This window comes from Nocardia wallacei, from assembly GCF_014466955.1.
GTDB classification, from domain to species: Bacteria; Actinomycetota; Actinomycetes; order Mycobacteriales; family Mycobacteriaceae; genus Nocardia; species Nocardia wallacei.
In genome coordinates this window covers 1,922,614-1,936,484 of record NZ_AP023396.1, presented here as the reverse complement: position 1 = coordinate 1,936,484, position 13,871 = coordinate 1,922,614, and the positions used below count along the sequence as shown (strand labels likewise).

At 68.2% G+C, this 13,871-nt stretch carries 8 protein-coding genes; 4 read left to right on the top strand and 4 right to left on the bottom strand.

Translation table 11 applies throughout. The annotated features are described in order from the left end of the window. Positions 1–20: 20 nt before the first annotated feature. Both NWFMUON74_RS08820 and NWFMUON74_RS08815 read right to left on the bottom strand, forming a co-directional pair. Positions 21–1,469, bottom strand: a complete 1,449-nt coding sequence (locus NWFMUON74_RS08820; RefSeq protein ID WP_187687345.1) for a hypothetical protein — start codon at positions 1,467–1,469, stop codon at positions 21–23. Between the two features lie 10 nt (positions 1,470–1,479). Further along, positions 1,480–3,207 carry a hypothetical protein gene (locus NWFMUON74_RS08815; protein ID WP_187687344.1) on the bottom strand — a complete coding sequence of 576 codons (1,728 nt, stop codon included), beginning with the start codon at positions 3,205–3,207 and terminating at the stop codon, positions 1,480–1,482. A 267-nt stretch (positions 3,208–3,474) separates the two neighbouring features. Between NWFMUON74_RS08815 and NWFMUON74_RS36850 the strand changes: the two genes are divergently transcribed. Both NWFMUON74_RS36850 and NWFMUON74_RS08810 read left to right on the top strand, forming a co-directional pair. Next, positions 3,475–3,690: a three-helix bundle dimerization domain-containing protein gene (locus NWFMUON74_RS36850; RefSeq protein WP_425343083.1), complete on the top strand. Its 216-nt coding sequence runs from the start codon at positions 3,475–3,477 to the stop codon at positions 3,688–3,690. A 195-nt stretch (positions 3,691–3,885) separates the two neighbouring features. Next, positions 3,886–6,213 carry a hypothetical protein gene (locus NWFMUON74_RS08810; RefSeq protein ID WP_187687343.1) on the top strand — a complete coding sequence of 776 codons (2,328 nt, stop codon included), beginning with the start codon at positions 3,886–3,888 and terminating at the stop codon, positions 6,211–6,213. A 441-nt stretch (positions 6,214–6,654) separates the two neighbouring features. Here the strand turns inward: NWFMUON74_RS08810 and NWFMUON74_RS08805 are convergent, their stop codons facing one another. After that, complete coding sequence (locus NWFMUON74_RS08805) at positions 6,655–9,363, bottom strand: ATP-binding protein (protein WP_187687342.1); 2,709 nt, start codon at positions 9,361–9,363, stop codon at positions 6,655–6,657. A 114-nt stretch (positions 9,364–9,477) separates the two neighbouring features. Beyond that, positions 9,478–9,876 (bottom strand): hypothetical protein, encoded by a 399-nt coding sequence (locus NWFMUON74_RS08800; protein ID WP_187687341.1) that lies wholly within the window; start codon positions 9,874–9,876, stop codon positions 9,478–9,480. A gap of 61 nt (positions 9,877–9,937) precedes the next feature. Between NWFMUON74_RS08800 and NWFMUON74_RS08795 the strand changes: the two genes are divergently transcribed. Continuing rightward, complete coding sequence (locus NWFMUON74_RS08795) at positions 9,938–10,612, top strand: MerR family transcriptional regulator (RefSeq protein ID WP_197986990.1); 675 nt, start codon at positions 9,938–9,940, stop codon at positions 10,610–10,612. Positions 10,613–10,811: 199 nt separating this feature from the next. Beyond that, entirely contained in the window at positions 10,812–13,571 is a 2,760-nt protein-coding gene (locus tag NWFMUON74_RS08790; protein ID WP_187687340.1) for a helix-turn-helix transcriptional regulator, read from the top strand. Positions 13,572–13,871 lie beyond the last annotated feature (300 nt).

Here is a 13,871-nt window from a genome sequence, read left to right as displayed (position 1 = left end):
GTGCGCACCACGCAGTGTGTTCAGGTCGAGACCCCCAGTCGTTGCCGATAACGCCGCTCGAACCCGGGCGCGTATTCCTCCGCGGCGATCGATGCGGACGAACGCTCCACCACGCCGTCGTCCGCCACATAGAAAACAGCTCGGTCCAAGACGATTTCACCGGTGGATGCCGGTACTGACACCGCCCAGCCGACGCCGATCCGGGTCGCGGTCAGTCGCGACAGCGGATAGTCCGTCGTATCCAAGTCACGCTCGAGAATGTAGGCGCGGACCCGCTCCAATGCCTCCGACATCGGTAGCCGCCGGGTCGCGGTCGCGGCACCCGACAACGTCAGTTGCGACAAGGCGCCATCGATATCGAAGCGCTCGGGATCACCGAATATCGCGACCAGATGGTCATGAGACGCCGCGCCCACCTGCGCCGCGGCCAGGAGAGTGTCGACCGCCGAACGCAGCGAGACCTCGGATACTTCCGGAAGCAAACTCTTGACGATTTCGGCAACCGTCGCCGCACTCCACACCCCGGGAACGGCCGGGCCGGCCTGCTCCGACGACGACTCCCCCCGGTACCACGCCTCACCGTCCCACCAGTAGCAGAATGACAGCAGCCCGACCGCGGCTCGCCGGTTCAGCACGGGATCCGTCACCCAATCCGGCGCTCCGGCATACAGTTTCGGCATCTCGGCACCGTCGTTGTACACCGCGTCCAACATGGGCGAATCCCACACCCCGCCCGACAGCACCGCCCGCCCGGGCGGTAGCAGATACAGCGTCGAGCCGTGCCGCCGGGGGCTTTCGAACCGCCCCAGTGACGGCAGGATACGCGGGCCGCGGTCCGAACCCACGGCCACGAACGCCGCCGACAGCACCGCCCACCGCGCCCACAGCACCGGGAGGTTCGGCAGTTCGTCCGTCAGCCGAATCGGCTGTGCGCCGGCCGCCCGATCGGCGCGGGCCGCCGCGACGGCCTGCCGGGGCGAGCGGACCTGCCGGTCGTGGTGACCGATGTACGCCGCCAGCCACACCGGCAACCGGGACCTCGGATAGGCCCGCAGATCCGCGCGATAGACCTCCGGCGCGAACAGCTGTCCCTCCGGAAACGGCTCCGCGCCGAAGTCGTAGTGGAACTCCGGTCCGACCTCAGCCGACCACAACAGCAGCCGCCACCACGGTCCGCGCTCGAGCCGTGCCGATATCTCGCGGTGCCGCCGCACCGCCGCCCAGACCGATTCCGGCGGCTCGACGCGCACGACCTGATCGCCTTCGGCGCACACGATTTCCGCGGTCTCCGCGCTTGTCGTCAGTACGAACACCGCGTCCCACCGCCACTCGTCCGGTGCCGTGGCCGAGATCGCCGCGCCGATCTGCTCCGCCAGCCGATCCAGCTCACGCTGGTGCGCGCCCGGTTCCGTCGTCGTTACGGTGGCCGCGTCCCGGTCGTCCGAACCCTGAGTGCTCGATTTCTTCAATCCATGCGCCCTATCGGTGCCCGCCCTCGCTCGCCGCCCGCGGCCGGGCCGCGGCCTCGGCGGTGTCGATGAGCAAGCGGCACAAGGTCTTCGCCGGTTCGCTGGCCTTGCCGTCGTTGAGCATCACGTCGGTGAAGGCATCCGCGAGCGCATCCGCGGGCGCGAGGACACCCCTGTCGAAACCGCTTCCGCTGAGCTGATCGCGCCAGCGCCGATACCCGGCCACGACCTGACCGAAGCTCATCTCGTCGGCTGCGCCGCCGCTCAGGTACTCGGCGATCAGGGTGCGCTGAGCAACGCCGCGGGCGCGCCGATCGCCCGCACGATCGATCGCACGACCGAACTCCCGGACCGTCACCGCATACACCGCTCGGGACTCCGTGCCCGGCACAGCGGCACCGGGACGGCATTGCCGCCGAAGGATTTCGGCGAGCGCGTCCGGATTCGCCGCCAGCTCGCCGTCGAGGACCACGGCCCATTCCGAGGGCGAATGCTCACCGGCGGGGTCCCGTTCGAGTTGCCCCACCCGGACGGGGCTGTCGCCGTCCACCTCGCCGCACCCGACGCTGCGAAGGTCGATCACCGGATATCTCGTGAGCACGTCATCGACCGCTGCGAGGAACTCACCCACCACTGCTTCGTCGAGGCCGGGTTTGTCGAAACCGGACACGACGACACCGTGCCGGTCGGCCAGGCCGCGCGCGATCCGCGCCGGTCCACTGCCTGGACGCGGGCCCGCGGTCGACCCGGCCGCGACCGGCCGCGGCCGGCCTTCGGACGGGTTACGCGGCGACGTGGACCTGTTGTCCGCCACGGGCTTGCCGTCGTCACGCCGGGCAGGCGCCGACGGGCGACCAGGCGGCGGGGCAGACGGGTCGGGATTGCCGGACCAAGGGGTGCCCGGCGGTGTCCGGTCACCCGCGGCGGCGACCGCAGGGGGCCGGGCAGCGGCGCGCGGTCCACCGGGAGCGGCGCCGGTGTTCCTGTCGGGCGCGGATCCGGGTCCGCCCTGTCCAGCGGGCTGTCCACCAGCCGACCGTGCCCCGGCTTCCGGGCCGCGGCCCCGTGCCCACGCAGGCTGGTCACTACGGGTCGGTCCGACACCACCGCCCTCCGCCTCGTCGAGGTCGGTCGGTCCGTCCGCCTGGTTCGCACGCGCTGCGCCGGGACTCTCTCCCGCGGAGTCGGACTTCTCTTCCGCTGGTGCGGACCGGTCGCGATGTGCCACAGGGTCGGAGCGACCGCCGTCTACCGGCACGCGGTCCATGCCTCCTGAGTCCACCGGCGAACCCTGATCGGCGACTGCGCTCGACGGACCCGCTGGGTCATCGGGCGTGAGAACCGGTGTCGCGGCGGCGGACTGGTTTCCCGACGCCCCGGGAACCCGATCGGCACTCGACCATGGCCGATCGAAATGGCTTGCGGCCGTGGTGTTCTGGATCTGCTGCCCGAGCGCTCGATCAACAGTCGCCACCCGGTCGGACACACCGGACACCTGCGCACCGAAACCTTGTAGCGCGGCGGCGAGTTCGTGCAGAGCGGCGATCGCCTTCTCCACGTCCGGTGCGTAGGTCTGGCCGAATGCCGCGCCGGACTCGTCATCGCCCCACCATCGGCCCTGCGCGGACACCACGGCCCGCAGCTGCGACACCGCCTGCCGGACCTCCTCGCCGACCTCCCGAAACGCCGCCCCCCGCACCCGGAGAGCCTCCGGATCGACCCACATCGCCCCGCTCACAACGCACTCCCGCCAGCACACCCCTCGTGGAGGGTCGGAACCATCGTCCACATTGTCGAAGGTCTCGCCGAGCGCGCGCACCACGCGAATCGCCAGTCTTCGGCCGCCAGCGGCCACCGACGAGTTCAACCGGCGGGCGCGGGCCACGGAAGCGTCGGATAGGCGAAATCACCGGTATCGCCCGGAACAGCGCGCGAATCAATGTGCCGCCACCCACCGAGCCGCTAGTCAGCGGTATAGTGCTTCCATTCCGGCACGAGGACGGCCATGCGTAACAACGAATCTTCGAAGATCAAATCTGTTGTCACACGACTCGCCGCGAGTCACCCCGAGACTCCTTTCGAGGCCGTGGCGGCAACCGTTGAGCGAATTCATGATCGTCTATCCAAAGCCGCCGTACGCGATTACATTCCCGTATTGCTGGAACGTTGCGCCGAACGTGAACTGTCCGGGATACCACCCAGGCGACTACGGTCACGCTAGCTCTTTGTCGTAGTAACGAAGCGAGTTTCGGTCGGTGCCGCCCGTCATTCGTCGACGCTCAATCAAGTCATAAGCACAGTTCCGCTTTTCGAGCGAGCAAGGTACGAGAAACCGATGAGATCGACGTGCCGTTCCCCACGGAAAAGAACGGGGCCGACGGCCGCATCTACAATATTCGAGCCCGGCGGCATCGGCATGCTGCATATCTTGTGGAGTCGGCGGGCTGTCACTGTCTATTTCGTCTTATTCGCGTTGTTCGTGTTCCCGGGGATAATCGGCGCGGTTGCCGCGGCTCAGTCCGGTGCGTCCGCGAATCAGGAACTGGCGTGGATGGAGGTGCGCGATTCTTCGGGCGTCTCCCTGTCGAATTATCTGATCGTGACCGATTACAGCTTGTTCAGTCCGGGCAAGACGGTGGTGTCGGCCCTGCTGGAACTGGAATTCGTGGGCTATATGGCGCTGGTGACCTCCGCGATCTGGATGATCGGATTCGTGCTCGGCCTCGGCTGGTTGAGCACGGTGGGCGTGGCCCTGGAGGGCGTCGCCGAGGGGATGACGGGACAGCTCGCGACGACGGCCGCGCTCGTCACCGGTGTCACCATAGGCGCGCTCATCGTGGGCATCTTCGTCATCCGTGGCCACTTCGCGAAGGCGAAGGTGCAGGTGGTGACGATGTTCATCGTGGCGGTGCTGGGTCCGGTGTTCCTCGCCGATCCACTCGGCGAGGTGCTGTCGGCCGACGGGTTCTTCGCCCAGGCCCGAGATGTCGGCATCGCGGTCGCCGCCGGAGTGAACGGTAACAGCAACCCGGACCCGGACCAGGTGGTGGCGACGATGCAGGAGACGCTCGCCGACAACTTCGCGCGGAAACCGGTGCAGGTATGGAACTTCGGGCACGTCATCGACGAGCGGCCGGGCTGCGGCGCCGCATGGACCGCGGGCGTGCGGTCGGGCAGCGGCGACCGAGTCCTCGAGGCGATGAACGCGTGCGGTGACGCGCAGGCCTACGCGCATGCGAAGAACCCCGGGATGGGACAGGTGGGCGCGGGACTGATCCTGCTGGTTTCCGTGGTCGTTCTGCTGGGGTTCTCGGTGTATCTGACCGGGAAGGTCTTCGGATCGACGATGCGAACCATCTATCACCTGTTCCGCGCCATCCTCGGATTCGCGTTCGGTGGTTTCGTCTACGGTCCCACGCAGATCGCTCTCGTTCGCGATGTGACCGACGCGCTGATCGGCGCGGCGCGCATGTTCGCCTATATCGTGTTCGTCGGCATCTACACGTTGTTCATCGGCAACCTCTTCCGGCAGGCGCCGGGACAGGTCACCTCGGTGATGTTCATCGCCGCCGTCGTCATGGTCGTCGCGATCTTCCAGCTGGCACAGCTGAGCAAAGGCATGGACCGCGGGCACGAGTGGATATCGCAGCGAGTAGCGGGAGCAGCGCTCGGGGACCGGCCGGGCGCCGGTGTAACCGGCGCCGTGATGGGAATGGGCACCACACGCGCGAACGGATCACTCGGGGCCGGCATGCTGGCTGGGCTCGCCGCGGTGAGCACGATCAGCAATTCACCCGCCACCGAATGGCTCGCCGGGCGGACCCGCTCACCGCTGCGCCCCTTCTCCCGGACCGAACGCAAAGCACAGCTCGCCAGCTGGAACGTGTGGAACAGTCCAGGTTTCGGCGGAGCACAGGGCTGGTACCGCCAGTCCTACCTCAACCGCCAGCAATTCGCCGAAGCCGCGCGAACGGCCGCGAAACGTTACGGCGGCATCGACACCGCCCGAGGCGTGGCCGCAGCCTTGCAAGGCATCCAAGATGTCGGTGGGACACTCGCCGACGCCCGCGGCGCACTACTCGGAGCCGGCTTCACCAACCAGAAACTCATCCAATACGGCCTGCGCTCCTGGGGCATCGTGGACGCCAACGCCGAGGACGAAACATTGGCCGACAAACACCTCGGTCACGTCGTCGCCGCGATGGAGCGCGCGCAGCATTCCGCCAACCTGGTCGCGCGCGGCCGGGGAGACGCGACGGAGGCAGCCGCCGATCTGGCGACGCTGCAAGCCTCGACCTTCCGGTTTCGCCGCGCCAATCCTGGCGGGGTCACGCTGGACGGCGGACTGCCCGGCGGCCCACAACGCGCCTGGGTCGACGACTACATGACCACCCCCACGCTGCCGAAAATCAAGGCCTTGCAGAAGTTGGCCAGCGGGGAGACACCACCGACCGGGATGAATCTCGCCGGGATCGACCAAAGGGGCGCGGCCCGGATGCTGACCTGGATCGGCAACGAGCACGCGATGCGGGTCCAGCAACGTGTCAACCGGCTACTGGCCGACCCGACCGACCCACAACGCATACGCGACGCCAGAGCCGCGATCGTCGCCGCCACCGACACCGACCAATGGGCTTCCGGAGTACACCACACACCATGGAACGCCCTCCATCCGCCCGGAAACAATCCGCCTCCCCGCGACTGGGAGGACCGGATGGGGCCCGTGGCAGACCTGCTGCGGTGACGGGAGAAGGCGGAAGGGTCCGCGATGTCACGGGCCCGCCGACCTTTCCCCCTGGCGCGATTTCCTGCTATGTGGCGCAGAGATCGGCGCCACACACGTCGTGCGACAGCGTGAATGTCATCCGAATCATTCTCGAACGCACGGCGATGCCATCGATGCCCAGAATTCGAAATCCTCGTGTCCGGGCTCGAACGTCAGGCGCCCTGCGCTGAAATCCCCGTCGGGGCCGACGGCAGTGAAGTAGACGGCTATGCTCCCGTCGCTCAGGCGGCGAACGACCGGCGATTGTCTGGCCATGGCATACCTCGGTGATCTACCAGTTACTCCAGGACGCGAATCGGCAGGCTCGTGGCCTTTCGTCCCGTGTTCGTAACGTAGCGATGATTGCGCATACTTCGGATCGGTAGAATCGCCGGAAATCTAGCCTAGCCGCGCAGACGATCAGCTCGGCAGTTCGTGCTCGGTGAGGACCACGCGGATGAGTTCGCCGCGCGATCGCACTTTCAGCTTGTCGAAGATCTTTCTCAGGTGATAATCCACCGTCCGGGCGCTGAGGAACATCTGAGCCGCGATCTCACGATTGGTGCAACCGGCCGCGACAGCCTCGACTATCCGCATTTCCTGCGGCGTCAGTTTGTCGGTCCGGATCGATACCGACGCGGTCTCGACGGCCTCGCCCGCCGCGCGCAACTCGGCGCGAGCACGATCGGCCCACGCGTGAGCGCCGAGCGAGCGGAATATCTCGAACGCGGCCCGCAGCGGGTCCCGGGCCTCGGCCTTGCGCCGCCGACGACGCAGGAACTCGCCGAACAACAGTTGCGTCCGGCCGTATTCCATTGGCTGATCGGCACTTTCGTGCAGCGCGAGCGCGCGCCGGAACTCGTCCGCCGCGGCGTCGGGCGCGGCCAGTAATGCCTGGCACCGCGCCGCCACGGCGCGCAATTCGGACGAATGCGCCGATGCCGTCCGGCGGACGAGCGGTTCGAGCGCCCTGGCGGCCAGATCGGTCTTGCCCGCTTGCGCGGCTGCCTCGACCAGATCCGGTGTGAATGCCACCACGACCCCCGGATGAACGAGGTCGCCCGGCGGCTGGAGATGTGCCAGTGCCGCCTCGGCTCGACCAGCGGCGAGGTCGATCAGGCCGAGCGCTCGCCTGGCGGTGAGAATGATATGCACCAGCCGCCGCGGCACCGCTTCGGCCAGGACCTCATAGGCGAGGTCGCGCGCCCGTTCTTCTTGTCCCTGCAGCGCGGCTAGCAGGGCCAAGGCTCCGCGATGCCAGCAGCTCGCGTTGAGTTGCCCGATCTCGGTGGCGAGCCGGTACCCCTCCTCCGCGCTCGCCTCCGCCGAACGGAAGCGCCCACCGGCGATGTCGTCACTCACTGCCCGTTCCAAGGCCCAGACCAGTATGCCGACCGCACCGATTCGTCGCGCGTTCCGCACGGCTGCCCGGTTCAGCTCGCGCCCTCGTGCTCGATCGCCCAGACCCCACAGAATTCCGCTGGCCCAGCAGAGCAGAGCTGGGTCGGACAGCTGCGCCACGATCTCCACATCCCCCGGTGACAACCCGGCGGCCTTGCCCGCACGTACCCGGAATGCTCCTCGGAACAATCTGAGCAGCGCATCATGGGCACTCGACCCGGTGAGCGGCAGCTGCTCCGCGATCTCCACGACCTCCGACGACGCGGCAGCCAGATTCGCGTGGTAGCCGGCCTCGCCGAACAGCATCAACAGTGGAATCGCCTGCTGCGGTTCGGTTTCCAGCACAGCCGGAATCAGCGGACGGAGCATGGCGACCGCGTCCGCGGGCATACCGGTGTGCAACTCCACCGACGCCCGCAACCATGTCACGTCCCGGCGTAACGAATCGTCGAGCGGGCCTTCCCGATCGATCAGGTCGAGCATCTTCCCGGCACGGTCGAGGTCCCCGGCGTACCACCACGCGGCCGCCGATTCGTAGCACCGCCGCGAGCGCCGCGATCCGTCCGTGCTCAGCTCACCCGCGCGGGCGAACAGCACCGCGGAAGTGACCGAGCTGGTCCGTGCGGCCACCTCGGCCGCTCGATCGAGTTGCTCGGCCAGTTCCTCGTCCGGTCCGTCAACCGACTGGCCCAGATGCCAAGCGCGCCGCTCGATGTCGTCGGCGCCAGTACTCATCGCCACCGCCAGCGCCCGGTGCGCGTCGCGGCGACCCGCGGCGCTGGCGCCGTGATAGACGGCCGAGCAGAGCAGCGGGTGCCGGAATGCGATGGTCGCCGCGCCCGTCTCGACCACGAACTCGTCCAACGCGCCGAGTTCTGCTGCCGCAGAATCGAACTCGGTAGCCGCGCGAGCCAGGACGTCGAGCCGGAGCTGTCCGGCGGTCGCGATCAGCAACAGCAACCGCTGCTGGGACTCGGTGAGCTGCTCGACTCGCGCCCGGAAAACGGCACGCAACCGTTCGGCGAGGAGTAGCGGCGTGGACGGTGGTACGCCGTCGCGGACAACCTCGTCCGGAAGTTCGAGGATCGCCAGTGGATTTCCCGCCGTCGCGTCCAGGACGGCGTCCCGCTCGGCCGCGGACAGTCGCGAACCAGTCCGCTCGATCAGCAGCCGAGTGGCCGCTTCCCGGTCCAAGGCACGCAACGGCAGTTCCAGCACGCCCGGCGGGTGTTCGGCCGTCCGCGAGGTCAGCACCAGCGCGATCGGTTCCGTGTCGAGCCGTCTCGCGACGAACTCCAGTACCTCCCGCGAGGGCCGGTCGGTCCAGTGTGCGTCGTCGACCAGGCACAGCACGGGCCCCTCCCCGGCCAGCTCCGACAGCAGCGACAGCGTCGCCAGACCGACACGGAACCGGCCCGGCGGGGGACCGACCGCAAGCCCGAAGACGATTCGCAGGGCCGCCGCGAGCGGCTGTGGTAACCGATCGACCTCATCCAATATCGGTAGCAGCAGCTGATGCAGTGTCGCGTAACCGAATTCGCTCTCCTGTGCCACACCGGTCGCGCGCAGCACTCGCCGGTCGATGGACTCGGCGGCGAGGTGGTCCAGCAGCGCGCTCTTCCCGATACCGGGTTCCCCGTGCACGACCACGGCCGCACCGTGCCCGGCCCGGGCTTGTTCCAGCAGGGCCGTCAGCACCGCCAGTTCCTTCTCGCGACCGACCAGCACGCGTACGAGACTAGCCGCATCCAGAGCCGGGAATCGCTTGTCACCTGCGGGAACTTCGTCCCTCCGAGCACGTCTTCCCGGCATCGGCACTCGACTCGGCAACATTCTGCGGTCCTATCCGCGAACGGCGGGGAGCCGGTTGCGGCCCGCCCGCACCCACGCGGTGCCGAACGCGGCAACGAAAGCCAGGTGTACGAGGAGGAAGAGTTTGGCGAGATCGCGTGCCTCACCGGTGGCCACGCCCCAGACGTCGTTGGCGGCGACCACGCCGAATCCGACGAGATTCGCCAGGAGGACCGTATCGCGGATGGCCGTCGGCGCGGCTCGGCGTGCCATCCAGTTCAACACGGCGATGCCCAGCATCGGCCCACCCAGGAGCCGGAGCAACGAGATCAATTGCGGCGTCGCGTCCTCGGGTACAGCGTCGACGCCGAACTGCACCGGCACGAGAACCAGCGAGAGGCCGATGACGCCGAGGTAGATCGCGGCGAGCACCAGAAGTGACTTGTACATGTACATCCGCTCCCAAGATCGGATAGTTCTTCTATCTATAATGGGAAGCTACACTATCTGTATGACGGAGTCCAGAGTCGGCCCCGGGATGCGGATGGCGGAGCTGAGCCGGGAGTCCGGGGTGGCGGTCGCGACGATCAAGTACTACCAACGCGAAGGTCTGCTGCCCCCAGGCGAATTGACCAGCCCCAACCAGGCCCGCTACGGCAGCGCGCACGTCCGGCGCCTGAAATTGGTCCGCGCGCTGATGGAGATCGGCGGACTCTCGGTCGCCGACGTGCGCGAGGTCCTCGCCGCCGTCGACGAGCCACGGGCGTCCACCCACGACATTCTCGGAGTGGCCCAGCACGGTCTGCCCGCGCCGCGGGTACAGGTCGACGAGGCGGATCGGGCATGGGCGATGCGCCGGATCGAACCGATACTCGCGCAACGCGATTGGCGCCCGCCGCCGCAGTCACCGCTGCTCGAGGAACTGGTGGGAGTGCTGTGCACCTTCCGGGAAGTCGGGCACGAATGGGTGCTCGACGCATTGTCGTGCTACGCCGAATCCGCCGATCGCGTCGCCGCCGCCGACATCGATGCGGTCGCGCGCTTGGGTTCGGTCGACGCCGTGGTCGAAGGCGCGGTGGTCGGAACCGTCCTCGGCGACGCCCTGCTGGCCGTGCTGCGGCGCATCGCCCATGCCGAGATATCCCGGAAGCGGTTCGGGACTCGGCCGACCCGATCCGAGCCGTGATGAACCTCGCCGGACCGCACCCTGTCGCAGATAGTGCGGAACGTGTCGGTTCCGACACTACCGCCCGTCGAAGCCCCGCCATAGGGTCTGCCTGTGGCCCGGCTCGTTCGGTCCGCGGGGGTCCGAACGGCCGCTCCGGCGGATGTTCCCGAACAAATTCCAGCGGGTGCCGTGATGCGGGACTCCGGCGACGAAAGACATGATGGCGAAGGGAACCGAGCGGGTCCTGCGCGGCCGCGAGCGAGAACGGGCGCTACTGGCAGACCTGCTGCGCCGCACCATGATCGGGCACGGCGGCGCGGCTCTGATACACGGGGATCCGGGGATCGGCAAGAGCGCACTGCTCGACGACGCCGTACAGCGAGTGACCGGCATGCGGATCCTGCGCGTGACGTGTGTCGAACCGGAAGCCGACCTCGGATACGCGATGCTGCACCGGCTCCTCACACCGGCACTCACCAGGATGGACCGGCTGGCCGCGCCGCAGGCCGATGCGTTGCGCACGGTTTTCGGGCTGGCGGCCGGTGCGACACCGGATCGTTTCCTGGTCGGTTTGGCGACCCTCTCGCTACTCTCCGAACTGGCAGCCGAGCAGCCGCTGGTGTGCCTGGTCGATGACGCCCAGTGGGCGGACCGGCCGTCGCTGCACGTGCTCGAGTTCGTGGCGCGGCGGTTGGCGGCCGAACCGATCGCCGTGCTTATCGCGGCACGCACCGAGGCGCACCCGCTCGTGGTCAGCGGTGTCTTCGATGTTCCCTTGACGGGCCTGGACCGGGAATCGGCACGGGAGCTGCTCCTCGAACGCGCCGGTGCCGAACTGTCTGCCGCACAACAGGAGACCATTCTGGACGCGGCGGTCGGCAACCCGCTGGCGCTGCGGGAATTACCAGCCGGGGCGCTGCGCGCGAATGTCCTGCCCGAACCGCTGCCGCTCGCCGACGAGTTGCGGCACGCGTTCCTGCGTCGAGTTCGACGCCTCGACGAGCCGACGCAGCAACTCCTATTGGTGATCGCAGCCGACGGCCACACCTCCTACCCGACGCTGCGGCGCGCCTTCGCCGTACTGGCGCCCGGTGTGGAATGGACGCCGACCGGACTCGACGCGCTCGACGATCTGCTCAGCATGGACGAGTCCGCGGTGATCGCCTTCCGTCATCCGCTGATCCGTTCGGCGGTCTATTACGGCGCCGGCCCGGACGAACGCCGCCGGGCACATCGCGCCCTGGCCACCGCGCTACATGGCGACGACGACGCGGCCGAACGGCGGGCGTGGCACCTCGGGCAGGCCGCCGACGGGCAGGACGAAGAGGTCGCCGCGGAACTGGAACAGTCGGCCTACCGCGCGGCCCGCATCAGCTCCGCCACCGCGGCGGCGCTGCTCGCGCGCAGCGCGGAACTCAGCACACCCGGCCGGCAGCACGCTCGCCGCAGCTTCGAATCCGCCGCCGCCTGGTGGGTCAGCGGTGACTTCGATCGCGCCGCGACCATGCTCGCGGACATCTCCCGCACGGACCGGCCGGGCAAGCCACCGCGGTGGGACGTCCTCTGGCTGCGGGCATCACTGGAACTGCATGTCGGAAACCCTGCCGCCGCTGTGTCTCTGCTGCGGCCGGTCCTCGGGCCGGCGGCCGACACGAGTGTCCATTTCGCGCTTCCCCTGCTGGTGCTGTTCAACGAGGCCGCCTTCTGCGCCGATGCCGATGCCTGGACAGACGTCGCCGCCGCGGCCGAGCGGCTCGCGCCCTCCGGTGACGAGGTGGACGATGTACTCGCGCGCCTGCTGCGCGGCAGCTGCCGCCTGCGCGCCGGAAAGGACCCCGGTTTGGCGCCCGGAGACCTCGATGCGGTGGAACAGTTGACCGATCCGGCCCGCCTGTGGTGGGCCAGCGGGTTCATGCTCGGCCTCGGCCACAAGGACCGCGCGCGCCGGTTGTGCAGACTCGCGGTGCAGCACGCCCGGCGGCTGGGCGCCGCGGTATTTCTGCCGTGGGCCCTGTGGCGAGTGGCCAGCGATGATCTCGCCGCGGGCCGGTTCCGCTCGGCGGAAGCCTTCGCCGAGGAAGGCCGCCAGATCGCGGAGGAAACCGGACAGATCAACGCCGCACTGGCATTACGAGGCTCGCTCGCCATGCTGGCCGCGCTGCGTGGTCAGGAAGAAACGGCCAGAGCTCTGGCACGGAATGTGATCGACGAAGGCATGACTCGGGGCATGGCCGGTGCCGTCGTCATCGCCCACCGGGCACTCGGCCTGCTCGAGCTGGCCGCCGACCGCCCCGAACAGGCACTCGAGCACCTCGCGCCGAGGGCGAGCGGTTCCTATCTCGGACTGGCGATGGTCAATGTTCCCGACCTGGTCGAGGCGGCGATAGCGGCGGATCGGCCGGAACTGGTCACCGAGCCGCTTGCCGCGTTCACTCGCTGGGCGGACACCGCGAACCTGCCCGACCTGTGCGCCCTCGCGGCCCGCTGCCGCGCATTGACATCCTCGGGCGACACCGCCACCGCGGAATTCCGCAGAGCCCTGGAGTTCCATGCGCGAGCAGACCATCCGCTCGAGCACGCCCGTACCCAGTTCCTGTACGGACAGCATCTACGCCGCGAACGCCGCCCCACCGACGCTCGTGACCCGCTCCGCACGGCCCTCACCACATTCGAATCACTCGGAGCCGGAGCATGGGCCGACCGAACTCACAACGAACTACGAGCCGCGGGCGAGACCCGCAAAACCACCACCACCGACCACGTCGCGGACCTCACGCCGCAGGAGGCCCGCATCGTCGAAGCCGTCAGCAGCGGTCTCACCAACCGCGAAATCGCCGCCCAACTGTTCCTCAGCCCCCGGACAATCGACTACCACCTGCGGAAGGTCTTCGCGAAAATGGGCGTCAGCTCACGCGCCGAACTCACCAAAGTCGTGCTGCACGGCGGCGGGACGAAACGGCCCCTCATCGATCAGTAGTACCGGTGACCGTGCCGTCCGTACGCCGGTCCGCACAGGACGGCATCGGCTGACTCGCCCGTTTTCGTGGGACACGACGAGACCGGCGATCTCGCCGATATCGTCTACCGTGTCGGACGGGCAGACTGAGGTCCCGCCGTCGGCGAACCGGACAATGCGCGTCAGTCTCGGCGGCAAAGATTCGAACACGTTCTTCGGAGCCACACTCACGACGGCAAATCGGCCTACGTCGGCACGCGGCACTACCCGGACAGCATCGATGCCGCCGCGGCAGCAGAACAGATCGAATGCAGAAGAATA